Origin of the sequence: Paenibacillus sp. FSL K6-1096 (assembly GCF_037977055.1) — a bacterium.
Classification (GTDB): Bacteria; Bacillota; Bacilli; order Paenibacillales; family Paenibacillaceae; genus Paenibacillus_AQ.
In genome coordinates, this window is sequence record NZ_CP150274.1 from 5,752,987 (window position 1) to 5,773,761 (window position 20,775).

The following is a 20,775-nucleotide window of genomic DNA, read 5'->3' on the forward strand; positions in this document are numbered from 1 at the left end:
CAAACAGACAACCGCCCAATCCTTCATGAGGATTGGGCGGTTGTTTGCTGTATGCGGATGGCAGGATGCGATGTTTTGGTGGCGACCATCTGCAATTTTTTTGCTATAATAAGAAATAATTCAGAAGCGTTCTACATATTCAGACTGCTTGTGCAGTCTTCGTATATTACATTACAGCTAAGCTTGGAGCAGCAGAGGAGGTGGGCTATGATTAAAGATTGGACTTCCATTCTGGACCGGACGCTATCGGGAGACAGTGCTTACCGGGCGTTGTATGATCATCATCCGGACCTTATTCTTGTGCTGGACCGGCAGGGGCGTTACATCGACAGCAACCGGATGTTAAATGCCGGAGAGGCTGGCAGGATGAACGGACTGCGGCTGCATCCTCCCGGCGGGACACATTTCGCTTCCGCTCTGGCCGGCATTGCTTCCAGCTTCGGGCTGGAGGTTGAAGCGGCAGAGGAGCACCGGGACATCACCCGGGAAGCGGGAGCAACGGTACAATACGTTCCGCTCCATACGGAGGAAGGCATAGCCGGAGTTTTTGCCATCTTCCATGATCCGGTGAACCGGCCCGCCTCTCTGCTGCTGGAGAGCTGGATCGCTATGGGCACCGCAGCGGGAGGCGCAGGCCGGACCGGGGAATGGACAGACGGGGAGATAAGGTCAGAGGAGGAGGGAGAGCTGCCGCTGGCCGAGTTCGTCTTCGAGATGGCGGAGGACAAGCGGCTGAGCCTGATTCTGAATTCCGTTGCTGCCGGCATCTTCGGCCTGGACACGCTGGGCCGGACGATCTTCATTAACCGCGAAGGGGCGCAGATGCTGGGCTATGAGCCTGCGGAGCTGGCCGGGCAGCCGATGATGGAGATGATTCATTATATCCGCGGGAGCGCCGCAGGCCATTCCCCGCTGGAATGCCCGATCATGCTGACCGTGCAGGACGGGATGACCCGCAGCAAGGCGGATGAAATCTTCTGGCGCAAGGACGGCACCAGCTTTTTCGTGAATTACCGGATCGCTCCGCTGCTGGACAGAGGCATCATCTGCGGCGTGGTGGTCTCGTTCAGCGATATTACGAACGAACGGGAGATTCTCCGTGCCAAGGAATCGGCAGAGCAGGCCGCCCAGGCCAAGTCCGATTTCCTGGCGATGATGAGCCATGAGATCCGTACCCCCATGAACGGAATGATCGGCATGGCTGACCTGCTGCTGGAGACGGAGCTTGGAGAGGAGCAGCGCAGCTACGCCGAGATTCTGCGCAGCAGCAGCTACAGTCTGCTGCAGATTCTCAATGATATTCTGGATTTCAGCAAGATGGAGGCCGGCAAAATGCCGCTGCAATCCGAGCGCTTCGACCTGCGCGAGATGCTGGAGGGCGTCATTGACCTGTTCACCCCGAAGGCGGAGGAGAAGAAGCTCGCCCTGCGCTGGTGGGCCGATACCACCGTGCCGGATACAGTCACTACAGATCCGAGCCGGCTGCGTCAGATTATCGTCAATCTGGTCGGCAACGCGCTGAAGTTCACCGAACAGGGCAGCGTGACCCTGTCGGTGAAGAATATTCCGCTCCCGGCCTCGCCTGAATATTTGCTGGAATTCTCTGTCCGCGATACCGGAGTAGGCATTGCAGACAGCAAGCTGAACCTGCTGTTCCTGTCCTTCTCCCAGCTTCACCCGTCCATTAACCGCAAATACGGCGGCACCGGGCTGGGGCTGGCGATCTGCAAGCAGCTGGTGGAGCTGATGGGCGGAACGATCTTTGTGGAAAGTGAGGAGGGCCGGGGGTCGATATTCCGGTTTATGCTTCCTTTTGTGAAGGAGGAGGAGGAACTCTATGCAGGAACAAATGTCGATTACGAATAAAGCCGCTTGGGAATCCAAAGCCTACCAAGCCTGGACTCAGCACCATGGAACACCCGATGCGCTTGCTGTGCGATTGAAGCAGAACCCCACACATAAGCTGCGTTATTGGCTTAAGTATACAGGTGACCCGGCGGGGCTAAAGGTGCTGAATCTGCTTGGCTCCCACGGTATGAAGGCTATTTGCTTCGCGCTGCTGGGGGCTGAGGCTACGGTTGTAGACATTTCGGAGGAGAACCGCTTATATGCCTGTGAGGTCGCGGAGGCAGCAGGGATCAGGCTGAACTACATTTGTGCAGACGTCATGAATATTCCTGCAGAAGAGACTTTGGGAACGTTCGATGTGGTGCTGATGGAGTTTGGAGTTCTGCATTATTTTACAGATTTGAATGCTGTGTTTGCCTTGATCCGCAGACATCTGAAGGCGAGTGGACGACTCCTGCTGACCGACTTCCATCCGTTCGCCAGAGCCTGGCTGACCACCAAGACGCTTCAGCATCCTACTGGCAGTTATTTTGACGATTCGCTCAGAGCAGGTGAGGTTGCCTATGCCAAGCTGCTTCCCGAAGAGGAGCGTGCCGGGCTGCCGCAGGTGGTGACACGGAGCTGGACGCTGGGGGATATCCTGACCTCCGTAGCTTCCCAGGGACTATCGATCCGCGCCTTCGAAGAAATCCCAAGCGCCGAAGACCCGAGATTCCCCGAATTCTACACACTGGTTGCTGATGCGGCTGAGGGGCTGTTAAGCCCGTTATACCCCGGTACGACAACATAATAGTATCCAGCAAAAAAACAGCAGGTCTCCATTTGGGGACCTGCTGTTTCTTGTTGGCAGAATGTAATCGAAAAACCGGTTACAATGGACGTGGCGGAGGCGCATCGGCCAAATGTATACGAAAAAGCGAACACAATTGGAGCTACGAAGGCCCGTCAGCCAAATGTATGCGAAACGAACACAATAGGAGCTACGTAAGCACATCGGCCAAATGTATGCGAAAAAGTGAATACAATTGGAGCTACGTAAGCACACGAGCCAAATGTATGCGAAAAAGCAAACACAATGGGTGTGGCGGAGGCGCGCGAGCCAAATGTATGCGAAAAAGCGAACACAATTGGAGCTACGAAGGCCCATCAGCCAAATGTATGCGAAAAAGCGAACACAATTGGAGCTACGAAGGCACATCAGCCAAATGTATGCGGAAAAGCGAACACAATTGGAGCTACGTAAGCACATCGGCCAAATGTAATCGAAAAACCGATCACATGTACCCGCTTCTACCGCATATACATCAGACCCACGGTAGCGGGACCGCAATGGCTGCCGATGACACAGCCGGCATGAATGACGGCGATCTCGGAGACGTTGGTCTGTCTCCGCAGCGCGGACTCCAAGTACTTGGCGTCCTCATCGGCCAGCGTATGGGCGACAATCAGCAGCTCTGTATCCATGTCGGCTGCATTCGCCAGCGCATGCTGGAGCATCTGCTCCACCGCCTTCTCCTTCTTGCCGCGGATGCGGGCAACCGGCACAATGGCCCCGTCCACCAGCCGCAGAACCGGCCGGATCTTCAGCAGGCTGCCGATGAAGTTCTGCATCCCCGAGCAGCGGCCGCCCATATATAAGTAGTCCAGCGTGTCGACCACGAATTCTGATTCCACCCGGCTGCGGGCTGCGGTGATCATCGCTGCGATGTCGGCGGCACTCTGTCCCTTGGCGGCGGCACGGGCTGCCTTCATCACCAGCAGCGCGATACCGCCGCATAAGGTCTCCGAATCGACGACATGCACCCGGCCCTCCGGGAATTCACCCGCTGCCAGAAGTGCATTCTGATATGTAGAGGATAGAGCAGAGGATAGACTGATATAGACGATATCATGGCCGCTATCAATTACCGGCTGAAAGGCAGTGATGAAATCTGCCGGGGAAGGGGCAGCTGTCTTGGGCAGAGCGCCGCGCGCGGCTACCCGGCGGTACACTTCCTCAGGGGTAATCTCTACCCCATCCTTAAATGTGCCGTCCTCAAAAACGACATATAACGGAACAATGCCGATATCATACGTGTCCTTCCAGCCTTGAGGCAAATCGGAAGTGCTGTCTGAAAAGATTTTTACGATAGACATGAATATCTCCTTCACCAATGTCGGATGAGAATACACTAGATTAAGACTCTATAATCTGTTTATTATACCAAGCTTACATAGAATCTCAAAACAAAAAAATGTAACCGGCCAGACACACAGCGCCGCCGCCCACGCCAAAACGGCCTCACCGTCCATGTTAGACAGCGAAGCCGTTCCCGGATACACACCATGCCTTGAATCTTATTTCTTCACCGGAATCCATACTTCACAGACATAATCCCCGGATGTCGTATCGCCGGGCGGGTACAGCTCGAACTCAGGCCCGCCGGTATGCTGATACCCCGTTCCCGGGAACCATTCCTGGTAGATCCGCTGCCACACCCCTTGAATCGCATGCGGCAAAGCACCCTCGGACCGGAAGACCGCCCAACTGGTGGCCGGAACGACTGCCGTCTCATACCCCTGAGCGTCCGTCTCCGGCGTTCCTTCCACCCCGATCCAGTAGGTCAGCATTTCCTTCTCCATATCCATACACATACAGATGCCAAGCCATTTGCCGGAGGCACTAAGCTCAATCAGCTTATCGGAAGTGCCGTCCTCATTGCATTCGTCCCAGAACTGCGGGATTCTGCGGAGATTCTCCCCGTCACGGGTGGTTACCTCGATTGATTTGCCGATAACGGTAAAAGCTGGTTTATCCACGATTTTGTAGTCCATGTCCTGATCTCCCTTCAATGATAGGTGGAATGAGATGCGGGGGAAGGCTTTGAGCTGGACGCCGGGCTTACGCGCTGCCGAAGGGGTAATCCCATGGGTTTTGCGGAACGCCCTGGCGAAGGATTCCGGCGAGTCATATCCGTATTTCAGCGCCACATCCAGCACACGAACCTTGGACATGGCCAGCTCCTGGGCAGCCAGCGTCAATCTGCGTTTGCGGATATAGTCGGCCACGGTGAAGCCGGTCAGCATACTGAACATGCGCTGGAAGTGGAAGGGTGAGACAAAGGCCACTTCAGCCACTTCCTCAATGCGCAGAGTGTCCGTCATTTTCAGCTCCATATAGTCCAGCGCATTCTTCATTCGGATCAGCCATTCCAAGCTCCCCATCTCCCTCTGCAATCATCCTACCACACCATCGAACGAATGTTCCTGTTATTCTCTGCTCAAGAGTGACAGGTTCCTATCCACCTATGATGTCATATTCGAAGGGGTTTGTCAGCCTCCGGTGCGCTACCCGATCCGGCAGACTCTGGCCTCGTAAGGGCGGAGGGTGCTGCGGTCCATGGCTGCCGGCTCTTCGGGGTAATTGCTGATAATCGTTGCGGTGACGGTATTCAGCTCCTCCGTTAAGTCAGCCGTCTGCGGGGTATCGCTGAAGTTAAGCAGAATCAGCCACTTTTCCCCTTCCAGGGTGCGGGTATAGGCATAGATATATTCATGCTCCGGCAGCAGCAGCTCATAATCGCCATAGACCATAATCAGATGCTGCTTGCGCAGACGAATCAACTGCTGATAATAGTAAAATACTGAGTCGGGATCAGCCAGCGCCTGCTCCACATTGATCTCCGTATACCGGGGGTTGAGCTTTAGCCATGGGGTCCCGGTGGTGAAGCCGGCATTCGCCGAAGCGTCCCACTGCATCGGAGTGCGGGCGTTGTCGCGGCCTTTGGCATGAATCGCCTGCAGAATGGTGTCGTGGTCCTCGCCGCCTTCGGTCACCTTTTCCCGGTACATATTGAGAATCTCAATGTCCTTATAGTCCTCCAGCCCGGAGAACTTCACATTGGTCATGCCGATTTCCTCACCTTGATAGATGTAAGGCGTGCCTTTGAGCGTGTGCAGCAGGGTGGCCAGCATTTTGGCCGATTGCACGCGGTATTTGCCGTCATTGCCGAACCGGGAGACCATCCGCGGCTGATCGTGGTTGTTGAGATAGAGACTGTTCCAGCCCTTGTCTGCAAGCCCCACCTGCCATTTATGCAAAATATCCCGCAGCCCCTTCAGCGTCCACGGTACCACATTCCACTTGCCGCCTTGGCCGGAATCCACGTCCATATGCTCAAACTGGAACACCATTTGCAGCTCATGACGGTCTTCGCCTGTGTAGAGAATGGCATCTTCTACGGTAGCTCCCGGGGTCTCCCCAACGGTCATAACATCATAGCGGGAGAGCACCTCGCGGTTCATCTCCTGCAGATATTCATGGACCCGGGGTCCGTTCATGTAGTACTCTCCGCCGCCCGTCAGCTCGCCTGGCGCGAGGTCCTCATGCTGCACCGAAGGCAGGCCCTCCACCTTGGAGATCAGGTTGATCACATCCATCCGCAGCCCGTCCACGCCCTTGTCCAGCCAGAAGGCGATCATTTTGTAGAGGGCTTCCCGCAGCTTAGGATTATCCCAGTTCAGATCCGGCTGCTTGCGCGAGAACAGGTGAAGATAATATTCGCCGGTGGTCTCGTCCAGCTCCCAGGCCGGTCCGCTGAAGATGGAGCTCCAGTTATTCGGCAGTGCGCCGTCCGGCCCGCCGGGACGCCAGATGTAATAATCGCGGTAGGGATTATCCTTGGAGGAGCGGGATTCCGCGAACCAGGCGTGCTCGTCCGAGGAATGGTTAATGACGAGGTCCATCATCAGCTTCATGCCGCGTTCGTGCAGTCCGGCGAGCAGCTCCTCCCAGTCCCGCATGGTGCCGAATTCATCCATAATATCCTCATAGTCGCTAATGTCGTAACCATTGTCATCGTTCGGTGATTTGTAGACCGGCGACAGCCAGACGACATCAACGCCCAGCTTCTGCAGATAATCCAGCCGGGAGAGGATACCCCGCAGATCGCCGATGCCGTCTCCGTTGCTGTCCTGGAAGCTGCGCGGGTAGATTTGGTAGACAACGGCTTCTTTCCAAAAGGCTCTTTTCATAAATGTAGCTCCTTTACCATGGTATATTAGGTTTATAGATTACAAGGGAATGGAGATGATTAATTTGACATTGAAAGCGGTTCTTTTTGATCTGGATGGCACACTGCTGGACGGGAGCTTACTACTCGATGATTACTTATCCAACTTCCAGCAACATTGTACAGGTTACCCTAACTTGTTAACTACGCTTACTGCGCTGAAGAATAACGGCCTAAAGATTGCGTTGATCTCCAACGGTTACGGCCAATTCCAGTACGATAATTTCAAGGCGCTGAACATCGCGCATTTATTCGATGAGGTGCTCATTTCCGAATGGGAGGGACTCCGTAAACCGGATCAGGCCATCTTCCATCGTGCATTTGGCCCGATTGGGTGTAGACGCTGAACAAGCCGTTTATGTTGGAGATCATCCGGATAACGATATCCGGGCCAGCCGCGAAGCGGGAATGAAGGCCGTCTGGAAGCGCAACCATCAGTTTGTTACTATGGCCGAAGCCGATGCTGTCATTGATGATTTGGGTGAATTAATAGATCTCTTATTGCAAAAAAGCCCCGAAGAAACCGGATATCTTCGGGGCTGATAAGCTTACACCGTAACAGAAGTGCCTGCGGCGCTGACGGTGCCCAGTCCGTTGACTGTGTATTTCTTGCCGTGGATGGTCAGGGCAGCCGGAACCTCGGTTTCATTGCTGACGGTAATCTGCGCATCGGTTACGGTCACCTTCAGGCGGGAGCCGCGGAACATGATTTTGAACGAATAAGAGGTCCAGTGTCCGGGATTGGACGGGTTCAGCACGAGCCGGTCATTCAGCACGCGCAGTCCGCCGAAGCCATGAACCACCGACATCCAAGTGCCCGCCATGCTGGTCGTATGGCAGCCGTCCTCCGTATCGTTATTGTAATTGTCGAGATCCAGCCGCGAGGTCCGGAGATACATCTCGTACGCCTTCTCCTTGTAGCCCAGCTCACAGGCCAGAATGGCATGGATGCAAGGGGAGAGGGAGGACTCATGCACGGTAATCGGCTCATAGAAGTCGAAGTTACGCTTCTTGGTCTCCAGATCGTAGCGGTCGCCCAGGAAGTAGAGTCCCTGCAGCACATCCGCCTGCTTGATGAAGCAGGAACGGAGAATCCGGTCCCACGACCATTTCTGGTTCAGCGGCAGGTTCTCCGGAGACACATCCTTGACCTGGATAATCTCTTTGTCGAGGAAGCCGTCCTGCTGGAGGAAGATGCCGCGTTCGTCGTCCGCCGGGTAGTACATTTTGCCGATAATCTCATTCCACTTGGCCGTTTCGCTCTCCAGCAGTTCCAGCTTATCGGCCAGCTCGGCATAACGTGAAGGCTCCTGCTCCCGCAGGTAATCCAGCGCTTCCAGCGTGTATTCCATCGTCCAGGCGGCGATGCGGTTCGTGTACCAGTTGTTGTTGACATTATTCTCGTATTCATTCGGGCCGGTGACGCCGAGCATCACGTATTTGTCCTTGTGCGCCACGTAGTGCACGCGTTCCTCCCAGAAGCGGGAAATCTCCACCAGCACCTCCAGGCCATATTGGCCGAGATACGCTTTGTCGCCGGTATAATTGACATAATTATAGATGGCATAAGCAATCGCACCGTTGCGGTGAATCTCCTCGAACGTGATCTCCCACTCGTTGTGGCATTCCTCGCCGTTCATCGTCACCATCGGGTAGAGCGCGCCTTTGCGGTAGCCGAGCTTGCGGGCGTTCTCCTTGGCCTTCTCCAGATGCTTGTAGCGGTAGATCAGCAGATTGCGGGCAATCGATGCGTCTGCGGTGCTGAGATAGAACGGCACACAATAGGCTTCCGTATCCCAGTAGGTGCTGCCGCCGTATTTTTCCCCGGTGAAGCCCTTCGGTCCGATGTTGAGCCGATCGTCTTCACCTGTATACGTCTGATTCAGCTGAAAAATATTAAACCGGATCGCCTGCTGCGCCGACACATCGCCCTCGATAATAATGTCGCTTTCCTTCCACTTGTCGCCCCAAGCCGCGGCTTGCTCAGCTAGTAGCGCAACGAAGCCGGCCTCCTGTGCACTTTGCAGTGCTGTATGAGCGGCGTCCACCAGCTGGCCCAGCCCGTAATTGCGGGAGGTCACATTGGCGACGTATTTGTAGATCACAAGCTGATCGCCGGATTGCACCGGAACCGTCACTTTACTGCCCACATATTTCTCCTGTTCCAGCACTTCAGCTTCGGCCGTAGCCGGCTCCCCATTCAGCAGAACATCGAAGGCAAAGGCCGAGGTCACATGAAAATCCAGCTTCTTGGTCTTCAGCGTCAGATGCCCGCCCGCCGGTCCGGCCTTTTTCTCCACCTCGTTCCAGAATTTCTCGTCATAGTTGGAATCCTTGTTCTTGACGTCCCCGTCCAGGTAAGGGGTGATGGTAATCAAGCCGGAGAAGTTCAGCGGCATCACGGAATAACGGATCGCTCCGATCTCATGGCGGGCCATGCTGACAATGCGGATGCTCTCAACCTTGACTTCTTTGCCGTCCTGCGTGGCTGCGGTGAAGCTGCGGGAGAGTGTGCCTTCCTTCATGTTCAGTACCCGGCTGAACTCGCTGACTGTGCATTCGGCCAGATCCAGCGGCGTCCCGTCCAGCTCAATGTTGATGCCGATCCAGTTGGTGCTGTTCAGTACTTTGGCAAAATACTCCGGGTACCCGTTCTTCCACCAGCCGACCCGTGTCTTGTCAGGGTAATAGACCCCGGCCATGTAGCTGCCCTGCAGGCTGTGCCCGCTGTATTGCTCCTCGAAATTGGCCCGGCCGCCCATGTATCCGTTCCCGATGCTGAAGATGCTCTCGGAAATCTCCTGGGTCTGCGGATCAAAGGACTCTTCAATGATGGACCATTCGTCAATTTTTAAGTATTGTTTCATTGTTTTGGCTCCTTTAAGGGGGATAGGGATATAAAATGAACTAAAACCCGTATTAAAATTATGGTGACTGTACCGCCGCTGCGCGTAATGTTTGGACTTCCGGTCGCTGTTATAATCAGATTTCTTTATATTGGTAGCGGATGAAATCTGATTATAAAGGCGAACGCTGACGCTCCTACAGTTCCAAACTTTCACTCCGCAGCTTCGTCTCCATAAGTTTAATGACTGCTTTCAGTTCTTTTATTGAGAGTAGGGAAGCAAACAGGTGCATCCGCCCGCGTATATGCTTACTTCCGGTGTGCGGCGGAACATAGTTGCTTGAGTTAGTTGTATTCTGTACATTTACAATTGGCGATTCGATGTACATTAGCAGTATAAGTGTAGTCTGTACAACTAAATCTGCCTTAAATGGGCATATCAGCTTTAAAGCGGGCACCACAATTGTACAAAGTACAACTAAGCGGATAATCGGGAGCTAAATTGGCAATTTAGTTGTACAAAGTGCAGTAAGGCTATCCGGCGGACTGGAGATGCCGCTCAACAAGAGGCCTGCACACGGCCCTGTCCGGCTCCTGTTACTATTCGTCAGACAGAGGCAAAGAATTCCTGCAACGCGGCAACACTGAGCTGCTGCAGGGAAGGGACAACTAGCGTGGCTTCGCCAAGCGTCTCGGGCGAGCCGATACCGACGCTGCGCATACCGGCGCGGGAAGCGGCCAGGATGCCGGCGGCGGCATCCTCGAAGACAACACAGTGGGCGGGAGCCGTATCCAGCGCCTTCGCTCCGAGCAGAAAGACCTCAGGGTCGGGCTTAGCGGCGCTGGTATGCGTGCCGTCGATGATGGCATCGAAATAAGGAGTCAGGCCGGTATTGTCCAGGATGGTCATCGCATTTTTGCTGGCAGAGCCGAGGGCCACCTTGATTCCCTGTTCCCGGCATTCCTTCAGGAAGTCCAGAGCGCCGGGCAGGATCTCCGAGCTGTCCATCCTGGCGATATACTCGACATAGCGGCTGTTTTTCTGCTCCGCCAGCCGCGCCTTCTCCTCTTCACCAAGCTTGATGCCGCCGATCTCCAGCAGAATGTTCAGCGAAGCGGCCCGGCTGACGCCCTTGAGCCGTTCATTATCCTGCGGGGTAAAGTCGAATCCCAGCGATTCGGCCAGCTCTTTCCAGGCGATATAATGATAGCGGGCCGTGTCCACGAGAACGCCGTCCAGATCGAACAGGCAGGCTTTGATTTCAGACATTGTTGTTCCTCCTACAAAAGTAATAGTGAACCAATATATGTGGAGCGCCCCAATGGGACGGAATTCCTGTAACTTTTGCAACTCTCCACTGCTGAATGGTGCCCATGTGGCAGAAATCCTGCACATAATTCAACAATTGGTGAGCGTAGCGCGCCAAACGGGTGAGAATCCTGCACAAAGTGCAACATTTCCTATGCAGAGGAGGGCCGGGCAACAGTAATTCCATAAGTGTGTACCAGCAGCATTCTAGACATCCTGAACATTAGCGCAAACGTTTGAACAAATTACGAAAAAATAAATGAAGCATCGAAAGCTTCATTCATCTTTCTTGTTCCTGTCTTATTTCCCCGGAGCATACATCGAGGACTCGCGGACGATCAGGCGGTGGGGGATGACAAAACGGTTCGTATATCCGTCCTGGTTCTCCGGCTTCTGAATACTCTGGATCAGTACCTGCGATGCCGTGTAGCCCAGATGATAAATCCCGATATCAATACTGCTGATCGGGGGGCTGGACAGCTCGGACAGCGGGATGTTGTTGAAGCTGACAATGGCCAGATCCTCGGGCACCTTGTACTTCAGCTCATTCAGCCCGCGCAATACGCCGAAGGAGACCATATCATCCACAGCCACAAGCGCAGTCGGCCGGTTCGGGAGATTCATGAAGAAGGACATGGCCCGGTATCCGCTGTCCTGCAGGAACTCGCCTTCGACGATCCATTCCTCGCGCATCTCCAGACCCTTGCTCTGCATCGCCTTGCGGTACCCCTCCAGACGGTCGCGAGACACGATCAGATTCGGCGGTCCGCTGACGAAGCCGATGCGCTCATGTCCCATCGCAATGAGATGATTCGTCGCATCAAAGGCGGCCATGACATTATCGTTATCCACCGAGAGAATATCCTCGTAACGGTCGCTTCGTCCCACCAGGACAAACGGATAATCGCCCGCCTGCAGGAAATCAATGACCGCATCATCCTTGCGGGAATACAGCAGAATCACACCGTCAACGCGGCGTCCCTTGAGCAGACGGGAGACTGCTTCCAGCTCCTCCTTCTCATTGGCGCCTGAGCTGATCAGCACATCATAGCCGGAGCGGCTGGACTGGGTGACGATCCCGCGGATCAGTTCCATGAAGAACAGGTTAGAGAACAGCTCCTCTGCAGGCTTCGGAAGAATGATGCAGATGCTGTTCGTTGTTTTGGAAACCAGGCTCTTGGCCATCATGTTCGGGGTGTAGCCCATTTCTTCCATAATCAATTTGACCTTGCGGGAAGTTTCCAAGCTGATTCTGGGATGGCCTGACAACACCCTGGACACCGTGGAGGGCGAGACCCCCGCTTTCCTGGCTACGTCCTTAATGGTAACTGTCATAGAAACCTCCTAATGGAACCGTTTGCTTTACACAGTAATATTAATCGAAGTGCTGATGATTGTAAATAGATAAACCCTGAACAGGGCATAATTCCGGCGAAAAACAGACTATCTTCCCTAGAGACAGTCGCTAGGACAGCAGCGGGCTGCGCATAAGAACGTGCGCAAATTTGTGCAATTTTTAAAGTGATAATGTGCAAATCAAGCAGATGGTGTGCTTCACAGTCTTCTTAAAATAGTTGTTGACAGTTGCTTTTCTGATGACTTAGTATGTTAACGAATTGTAGCAAGCGTTTACAAAAGCTGATTTCATGCAGAATTCAGAAGTCACAACCTTGTGTGTCCAGGAAGAAAGCTCTCCGACAACTTTTTTGCAAACGTTTGCGCAAATTATTGCCTGGTTGAAGGCGGGCTTTGTATTTAAATAATCGAAAGGGGGCAGGCAGTTACGTATTGACGGGTCGCATCTGCAGCAATTGCCCGTAAGGAGAATTATTGTCCGCCATATGGGCTGAACATCATTAACACTATGGGGGGATTAACGAACATGAGATTTGCTGTGCGGGTTAAGAAAATATTTACAGTCCTGATGGTTCTTGCTCTCATCTGCTCCGGCCTCGGCATCGGTCCGGCCAGAGTAAGCGCCGCAGCGGTAAAGGCAGTGCTTGTAGGCGATCTGCAGACGAAGTTCGCCGGGCTGGACCCGGCGGAGACGAAGGACTGGAACGAGACCTCGACGGTAACGGAGATGACATACAGGGGAGCGGGCTTGTACATATTCTCAGGCACTCTGCCCAAGGGAACGTATGAATACAAGGTAGCTCTCAACGATAGCTGGTCGGAGAGTTACGGCTACAGCAGCTATACGAATCCGAATGGAGAGGATGCCGGGGGCAATATCCGGATTTCTCTTGCCGAAGAGACCCATGTGACCTTTTATTATAATGACCTGACCAAGGCTGTCGCGGATTCGACGTATTATTCACCGGTAGCGCCGGAGCGCCAGCCGCGGGTGATCGGTACCTTGCAGACTGCGCTGGGTGATTCGGCTGACAACTCCCCGGCAGATGCAGGGACGCTGCTAAGTGATGCGGATCTGGATGGAGTGTACGAGCAGACTGTGCTGCTGCCTGAGGGTGACTATACTTACCAGATTTATCTGCCGGGTGCTGAACCTTCTGATGGTACGGCTTACCCGGAACTGGCGCAGGAGCTTAAGCTGCCCGCGAAGCTTCCGGTAACGTTCAAATATAACACAGCGGATCATAGTGTCTCCGCACTTTATACATCCCCTGGAGGTGCGGGTGAGGTACAGCCGGTTCCGGCGGGGCATCTGCGGGTTCATTACCAGCGTGCGGACGGCAATTATGCCGACCTGGGCTTGTGGACCTGGGGGGATGTAGTCTCCCCGTCCGCGAACTGGCCGAAGGGTGCGGTTCCTTTTCCGGCGGGACAGACCGATGCTTACGGCGCTTATGTCGATCTGCCCATCAAGGATGGGGCGAAATCGGTCTCCTTCCTGGTCGTTAACCGGGTGAACGGCGTCAAGGAGATGGAGAACGGGGATAAGACCTTCCTGATCGGCACACCAGAAACCAATGAGGTCTGGATCAGGGAAGGCTCCAATCTGACGACACCTTACGAGCCGGTGTCTCTCCCGGAGAATACGGTGCGGATTCATTATTCACGTGCCGATAACAATCAGAGCCAGTACGGCCTGTGGTTATGGGATGATGTAGCCTCGCCGTCCGAAGGCTGGCCTAAGGGCGCAACTCCGTTCGCGCCGGAGCATAAGGATGCTTATGGCGCATACGTTGATATCCCGCTCAAAGAGAACGCCAAGACGATCAGCTTCATCGTCATGAAGCCTGCTAACGGTGACAAGGACGGGCCGGCAGGCAATGAGAACAAAAGCTTTGCTTTTCTGGACCGCTACAATCAGCTATGGGTGAGGGAGAATGATGCGAACGTCTACACCTCTCCCTTCGGCGAGACGCCGGTCGGACTGTTGTCAGCGGAGGTGCTGTCTGCCAGCAAGCTGGTGCTGGGCTTCACCATGACGGACGGGCTGGACCCGGCTGCGCTGAAGACCGCCATTTCCGTGAAGGACGCGGAAGGGACGGCCATTCCGGTCACTGCGGTGACGATTACGGGCAGAAGCTCCATGGAGGTGGCAACCGGTGCATTTGACCTGCGCAAGATTCCGCTCAGTGTAACTTACGCCGGCAAAACGGTCTCCGCTTCCACCGGCTGGAGAATGCTCGATGAGCTGTACAATTATACCGGGGATGATCTGGGCGCCACTTACCATCAGGACGACCGTTCGGCAACGCTGAAGCTGTGGGCGCCGAAGGCAAGCGCTGTGACTGCCGTGGTGTACGATGCGGCGGTTGCAGACCACACGGTTGGTCGGGTGGAGCTGACTCTTGGTGAGAAAGGCGTCTGGTCAACGCGCCTAACGGCTGCTGATCTCACAGGCGCACCCGGTGCAGAGGATGTCAGAGGCTTCTACTACCAGTATGAAGTGACGAATGATGCGGTCACCCGGCAGGTGCTTGATCCCTATGCCAAGTCGATGGCGGTGTTCACCGTGAATACGGCAGGGGAAGCAGGCGCTGGCGGCGATACGGTGGGCAAGGCGGCCATTGTTGATCTCAGCACAACGAATCCGCCAGACTTCAAGGCGGCTGATATCTCCGGCTACGAGGAGCGCGAGGACGCGGTGATCTATGAGGCCCATATCCGGGACTTCACCTCCGATCCGGCGATTCAGTCCAGTCTGGGCGGAGAGCGTTGGGGGTCTTATACCGCTTTTGCGAAGAAGCTGGATTATATCAAGTCCCTTGGGGTGACCCACATTCAGCTGCTGCCGGTCATGGCCTGGTATTACGGGGATGAGACGCGGATGGACGATCGGGAGCTGGATTACTCAGCCCAGGGCAATGAATACAACTGGGGGTATGATCCGCACAGCTATTTCTCCCCGGATGGGGCGTATTCACAGCGTCCGGCCGACCCCGAAGCGCGGATCAGAGAGCTGAAGGGCCTGATCGATGCGGTGCATGAGGCCGGAATGGGTGTCATTCTTGATGTCGTGTACACTCACATGGCCAAGAAGGAATTGCTGAACGATATTGTACCCGGTTATTATGCCTTCCAGGATGCGCACGGCAACTTCATCGGCGGCTTCGGCAATAACCTGGCGACCAGTCACAAGATGGCTGAGAAGCTGATGGTGGATTCGGTAAAATATTGGTTCCAGGAGTATAAAATCGACGGGATGCGCTGGGACATGATGGGCGACGCCACAGCAGACGCAGTCCAAGCGGCTTATGACGCTGCGTCGGCCATCAATCCGAAGGCGTTGTTCATCGGCGAAGGCTGGATTACCTTCGGAGGAGATGCTGGAGAGCCTGAGCTCAAAGGAAAAGGTGCCGACCAGAAATGGATGGACCAAACGGACAGCGTCGGCGTGTTCTCCGATGAATTCCGCAACGAGCTGAAATCGGGCTTCGGCTCGGAGGGAGAGCCGCGCTTCATTACCGGCGGCGCGCGCGAGCTGAACACGATCCTGAACAATATCAAGGCCCAGCCGTCCAATGTTCCGGCGGACGATCCGGGCGATATGGTGCCATATATCGAGGCGCATGACAATCTGACGCTTCACGATGTGATTGCCTTAACGCTCCATAAGAATCCGCAGCTTGCGGAGAATGAGCTGGAGATCCAAAAGCGCATCAGGCTCGGCAATTTGCTGCTGCTGACCTCACAGGGTACGGCCTTCCTCCATGCCGGGCAGGAATACGGGCGCACGAAGCAGTGGATGGCGTCAGGCGTTCCCGAGCAGAAATATACCGAGGTCCGGGATGCCGGGGACCAGTCGGTCAGTTATTTCATCCACGATTCCTACGATTCGTCGGATAGCGTCAATAAGTTTGACTGGGCCGCAGCAACGGATGCGGTGAAGCATCCGGTACAGAATGAGACCAGAGCTTATACGGCCGGGCTGATCCAGCTCAGGAAATCGACCAATGCCTTCCGGCTGGGCGATATAGGGCTGGTGAATGCCAATGTCAAGCTGATCCAGGCTCCGGAAATGCAGGCGCAGGATCTGGTGATCGGCTACTCCAGCAAGGCTACAGATGGAACGGGCATCTATTATGTCCTCATGAATGGCGACAGTAAGGCCAGAACGCTGACTTTGCCGGAGGATCTGTCCGGCGCTGAGGTGCTTGCCGACAGCGATCAGGCCGGAACAGAACCGATTGCTCCGGCGGAGCAGAGCGGCTTCCGGATGAGCGCTGGAACGATTACGATCGAACCGCTGACCTCGGTGATCCTGCGCAAGGAGGCGCCGGCAGCGGTGTTGACCAAGCTTGCGGCCGACAAGTCTGCCTATACACTGCAGGCAGGCGGCACGCACCAGGCTGCAGTTACCGCCACCTACGATGACGGGGCTTCAAGCACTGTCACTGCCAAGGCGCAGTATGTATCGGATAAGCCGGAGGTAGCTACAGTTACCGCTAAAGGGCTGATCAAGGGACTGAAAGCAGGCTCGGCTACCATAACGATTACGTATGGCGGCTTGTCTGTTCAAGTCACGGTTGAAGTCGCAGCGAAGCCAGTGGACAGCAAGCGGTATGTGCAGTTCAACTACACCCGTCCGGACAAGAACTACAAAGATTGGAGTGTATGGTTATGGTATACCGGAGCCACTGACGGCGAAGTCAAGCTGCCTGAGCCTGTAGAAGGTTCTGCAAGCTCCAGTGTGCTGATCGAGGTGGGCAAGGAAGCCACCCGGGTAGGCTTCGTACTGATTAAGGGTCTGGACTGGTCGGTGAACAAACAGGATATTGCGGATGACCGCTATATTGAGCTGACGCCGGGCGAGCTTTTTACCAAAGTCTATGTGACCAGCATGGTTCAGGAGCTTGCCGTAATGCCGGCGGTCCGTGGTCCGCTCCTGCAAGGCGAAGCTGTGACGTTCCTCTACCGGGATGATGAGCTGTTCCGCAGCGGGGACATGTCTGCCATTACGGGGATAAAGGTGAAGGTGAACGGAACCGAATATCCGATGACGTATGATCCGGCCAAGGAGTGGTTCAGCTACCGGCTGGAAGGACTTCATGAGGGCGATTATAAATATAGCTTCCTGGTGACCCGGGATGGTGAGACCCGCGAGCTGACGGACCCGCACAATACGGTGGACGGCGAATCGGTGATCCGCTACCACAAGCCGGAGGTGCAGATTACAGCGGAAGTAAGCCCGCCTGCGGTGAACTTCAATGAGAACGCTGTGGTAACGGTAAAAGCGGCTTCCAAGGAGGAAGTGTCCTACACGGACGCTTATCTGGATCTTACGGAGCTGGGCGGACCTGCCAGGGTCAAGCTCGATACAGAGCTGATGCAGCAGACTGTGTCGGTGAAGCATGATGTAACAGCCGGGCGCAAGAGCATTCCGGTGGTCCTGGTGGACCAGTACGGCAATGCGCATAGACAGACGGCTGAGATAGAAGTTAAGGCCAGAACGTACAGCGGCGGCAAGGCGGATTTTGACTGGGATGAGGCACGGATCTACTTCGCGCTGACTGACCGCTTCAAGGACGGCGACCCTGAGAACAATGAGAATGTGGACAAAAGCCATCCTGAAGCCTATCACGGCGGCGATTTCAGAGGCATGATCGACAATCTCGATTACCTGCAGGAGCTGGGCATCAACACACTCTGGATTACGCCGGTTGTCGATAATATCGATTTCAACCAGGGGGCCAGCTTCGGCGGCAAGCAGTATGCCTACCACGGGTATTGGGCCAAGGATTTCACCAAGCTTGACGAGCATCTGGGCGATATGGATACCTTCAAGGAGCTAATCGACAAGGCACATGACCGGGGCATCAAAATCATGGTCGATGTTGTGCTTAACCACGCGGGCTACGGGCTGAAGGAGAGCGACGAACAGCCTGGAGTGACGGCTGAGGATAAGGCGCGCTTCGCAGACATGCTGCGTACAGACGGAGTACAGGCAGACCAGGATGTGATTGCAGGCGAGCTGAGCGGGCTTCCGGACTTCCGCACGGAAGATCCTGCGGTGCGCGGGAAGCTGATCGCCTGGCAGACCGGCTGGCTGAACAACGCGCGTACAGAACGCGGGGATACGATTGATTATTTCCGGGTGGACACCGTGAAGCATGTAGAGGATACGACCTGGAAAGCGTTCAAAAACGCGCTGACCGCAATCGATCCAGGCTTCAAGCTGGTGGGCGAATACTTTGGCGGAACCGCCGATAATGACGGCGGAACGCTGGAGAGCGGCCAGATGGACGGGCTGCTTGATTTCGGCTTCAAGGAGCAGGCGAAGCGGTTCACTGGCGGGGCTATCACTGCTGTCGATGCTTATCTGCAGGAGCGTGAAGCGAAGATCAGCAATACACGCATGATGGCGCAGTTCCTGAGCAGCCACGACGAGGACGGCTTCCTGTCCGAATACGTGGACGGGGACAAAGGCAAGCTCAAGGTTGCCGCTGCCCTGCAGATTACAGCCAAGGGCCAGCCCGTTATCTATTACGGCGAGGAGCTGGGCCGCTCAGGCAAGAACGCCGGCAATATGGCCGAGGGCGAGTTCAGCGGGAACCGCGGGGATATGCCGTGGGAGCAGCTTGCCGCCGAGCAGGGGCTTCACGATCATTACCGGAAGCTGCTGAATATCCGGGCAGACTATTCTGAGGTGTTCGCCAGAGGAACCCGCAGCTGGCTTGCCGGCTCCGATGAGTCCGGGTATCTGGCCTTCAACAAGCAATATGGCAAAACGAATATTGTGACGGTCATCAACAGCAGGGCGGAAGGCCAGAACGTGGAGATTCCTGTTCCATATGCCCCTCTGTCTGCTGTGAAGGATGAATACAGCGGCAAGGAGTATACGGTATCGGCTGCGGGGAAGGTTAGTATCGGTCTGCCAGGCAGAGATGATGGCGGGACTGTCATTCTGGCGTTGAAGCCTGAGATGGTGGTTCCGACGCCGACGCCAACACCAACACCAGCGCCGACAGAGATGCCGACAGCAACTCCAGTGCCGGGTGGAGAATCCGGCGGAACTCCGGCAGTTACGCCAGTTCCAAGCGCAGCGGTTTCCGGCGATATCCAGGAAATTACTGAGGCACAGCTCCGCTCTGTTACGGACGGCCAAGTAGAGCTTCGTCTGGAAGCGGGCAAGACAGCGGTCCTGCTGCCGCTTCAGGCAGCTAGCTTACTGGGCAAGAATGAACTGATTATTCACTCGGAGGGGCTGTCCGTAACGCTCCCGAGTGCGGCGCTTGCTGCCATGATTAAGGAGACAGACGCTGGAAGCACGCGGCTCCTGCTGGAGCTTCGTCCGCTTGGCCCGGATGCGGTGCAGGATGCAATGCGCGGTCTGAGTAAGGAGAATAAGACAGTAACTGCTGCGTCTGGAATCTATGAGCTTAAGCTGCAACTGGTCAAGCAGGACGGCACACGTCTGCCGGTTAGCTCACTTCAGCAGCCGGTAACCTTAACGCTGAAGCCTACAGGCCAGCCGGTGAAGGATTGGACAGGTGTGTTCGGTTGGGGAGACAGCGGTGAGCTGCGGTACATGGGAGGAGCAGTCCAGGCGGACGGTTCCTACACAGCAGCAGCTGTACAGCCCGGCAGGTATGCTGTGCTTGAGGTGCACACTGTATTCAAGGATGTGCCGGTTACCCACTGGGCTTCTGCCGCAGTTACCTCGCTGGCTGCGAAGCAAGTCGTTACCGGAGTAAGTGCTGTCGCCTTTGAACCAGCGCGGATGGTGACACGTGCAGAATTCACGGCACTGCTGATGCGTGCGCTCGGGCAGTCTGGTGAAGGGCACAGCCTGTTCACCGATGTCCGGCCTGGTGCATGGTATGCCTCATACGTGCAGGCAGCCGCAAGCCTGGGCATTGTCCAGGGGCGCAGCGGCAGCGCCTTTGCACCGGATGCGGCTATCAGCCGGGAGGAAATGGCAGTTATGGCCGTCCGTGCCCTGGAGTTCAAGCAGGGCAGGAAGCTGGCCACTGCCGGATACCCGGCAGCGTTCGCCGATGCTTCCGGCATAGGAGAATGGGCGAAGCCTTATGTCCATGCCGCCGCTGCACTTAAGCTTGTAGCGGGCAGAGAGCCGGGGCGGTTCTTCCCGCAGGGACAGCTCACCCGTGCTGAGAGCGCGCAGGTGATCTATAATATGCTCGGACATTTCTGATCCGGCTTCATAACGAAACAGGGTATTCCGCCAGCCAGACGGCTGCTGCGGAATACCCTGTTTGTGTTGGCGGTAATTGCCGGTATATGGTCCAATGTATGCGAAGAACCGAACACATTGCATCCGCCAGCCGGAGTGTGATCAATCCATAAAT

General features: G+C 55.4%; 11 protein-coding genes. 5 read left to right on the plus strand and 6 right to left on the minus strand.

Annotated elements, in window-relative coordinates; translation table 11 throughout:
* Positions 1–207: 207 nt before the first annotated feature.
* The gene (locus MHI24_RS25405) at positions 208–1,866 is read left to right on the plus strand and encodes an ATP-binding protein (protein WP_340022335.1); all 1,659 of its coding nucleotides are present in this window, start codon (positions 208–210) and stop codon (positions 1,864–1,866) included.
* A complete protein-coding gene (locus tag MHI24_RS25410; RefSeq protein ID WP_340022336.1) occupies positions 1,838–2,638 on the plus strand; it encodes a methyltransferase domain-containing protein in 801 nt (266 codons plus the stop codon). The genes MHI24_RS25405 and MHI24_RS25410 overlap by 29 nt, the downstream gene beginning before the upstream one ends.
* A gap of 500 nt (positions 2,639–3,138) precedes the next feature.
* On the opposite strand, the gene MHI24_RS25415 is transcribed toward MHI24_RS25410, so the two are convergent.
* The 3 genes from MHI24_RS25415 to MHI24_RS25425 all read right to left on the minus strand — a co-directional run bounded on the left by MHI24_RS25415 (position 3,139) and on the right by MHI24_RS25425 (position 6,861).
* Complete coding sequence (locus MHI24_RS25415) at positions 3,139–3,984, minus strand: DegV family protein (protein ID WP_340022337.1); 846 nt, start codon at positions 3,982–3,984, stop codon at positions 3,139–3,141.
* Between the two features lie 201 nt (positions 3,985–4,185).
* Positions 4,186–5,043, minus strand: a complete 858-nt coding sequence (locus MHI24_RS25420; protein ID WP_340022338.1) for an AraC family transcriptional regulator — start codon at positions 5,041–5,043, stop codon at positions 4,186–4,188.
* A 132-nt stretch (positions 5,044–5,175) separates the two neighbouring features.
* On the minus strand, positions 5,176–6,861 hold the full coding sequence (locus MHI24_RS25425) for an alpha-glucosidase (RefSeq protein WP_340022339.1): 1,686 nt from the start codon (positions 6,859–6,861) through the stop codon (positions 5,176–5,178).
* A gap of 64 nt (positions 6,862–6,925) precedes the next feature.
* Here MHI24_RS25425 and MHI24_RS25430 point away from each other — a divergent pair, with 64 nt between their 5' ends.
* Positions 6,926–7,246 (plus strand): HAD hydrolase-like protein, encoded by a 321-nt coding sequence (locus tag MHI24_RS25430; RefSeq protein ID WP_340022341.1) that lies wholly within the window; start codon positions 6,926–6,928, stop codon positions 7,244–7,246.
* Positions 7,230–7,442 (plus strand): HAD hydrolase-like protein, encoded by a 213-nt coding sequence (locus tag MHI24_RS25435; protein WP_340022342.1) that lies wholly within the window; start codon positions 7,230–7,232, stop codon positions 7,440–7,442. Before MHI24_RS25430 ends, MHI24_RS25435 begins: the two co-directional genes overlap by 17 nt.
* A 5-nt stretch (positions 7,443–7,447) precedes the next feature.
* Here the strand turns inward: MHI24_RS25435 and MHI24_RS25440 are convergent, their stop codons facing one another.
* From MHI24_RS25440 to MHI24_RS25450, 3 genes are all read right to left on the minus strand, one after another.
* Complete coding sequence (locus MHI24_RS25440) at positions 7,448–9,766, minus strand: glycoside hydrolase family 65 protein (protein WP_340022343.1); 2,319 nt, start codon at positions 9,764–9,766, stop codon at positions 7,448–7,450.
* Between the two features lie 585 nt (positions 9,767–10,351).
* Positions 10,352–11,014, minus strand: a complete 663-nt coding sequence (gene pgmB, locus MHI24_RS25445; RefSeq protein WP_340022344.1) for a beta-phosphoglucomutase — start codon at positions 11,012–11,014, stop codon at positions 10,352–10,354.
* Positions 11,015–11,353: 339 nt separating this feature from the next.
* Positions 11,354–12,388 carry a LacI family DNA-binding transcriptional regulator gene (locus MHI24_RS25450; RefSeq protein ID WP_340022345.1) on the minus strand — a complete coding sequence of 345 codons (1,035 nt, stop codon included), beginning with the start codon at positions 12,386–12,388 and terminating at the stop codon, positions 11,354–11,356.
* Between the two features lie 547 nt (positions 12,389–12,935).
* Between MHI24_RS25450 and MHI24_RS25455 the strand changes: the two genes are divergently transcribed.
* Positions 12,936–20,621 carry a pullulanase gene (locus MHI24_RS25455; protein ID WP_340022346.1) on the plus strand — a complete coding sequence of 2,562 codons (7,686 nt, stop codon included), beginning with the start codon at positions 12,936–12,938 and terminating at the stop codon, positions 20,619–20,621.
* Positions 20,622–20,775: the final 154 nt, after the last annotated feature.